1 protein-coding gene is annotated in these 285 nt (G+C 34.4%); it reads right to left on the bottom strand.

All coding sequences use genetic code 11. The annotated features are described in order from the left end of the window. Positions 1–285 (bottom strand): hypothetical protein (locus tag R0K30_RS21625; RefSeq protein ID WP_410612860.1); only part of this gene is annotated, 285 nt, incomplete at both ends.

The raw sequence follows: 285 nt of genomic DNA, 5'->3' as shown, positions 1-285 counted from the left end.
ATACTTTGCTTGGTTTGCCACCGTATAGTTAAGACTAGACTCTGCTAAGCTAATCACTTTTTCAGGTGTTAAGTTTAAAGCAGCGCTTAACTTCAACTCCAATATACGCACATCAATATATTGCTTCACCTGTTCAATTTCGAACTTTTGCTTATTTTGAAAGTAACTAATTGCATCTGAGATATCAAAGTCAACGCTGACTAGCATGCCAAATGTTTTATTACTAATTAATGCTATGCGTGGTTCATACTTAGCAAAAGAATCAACTATACTTTGATGAACTAG

It is taken from the genome of Bacillus sp. SIMBA_154 (assembly GCF_046536015.1).
Classification (GTDB): Bacteria; Bacillota; Bacilli; order Bacillales; family Bacillaceae; genus Bacillus; species Bacillus pumilus_P.
The sequence above is the reverse complement of the archived record's forward strand: the minus strand, read 5'-3'. Positions and strand labels throughout refer to the sequence as shown.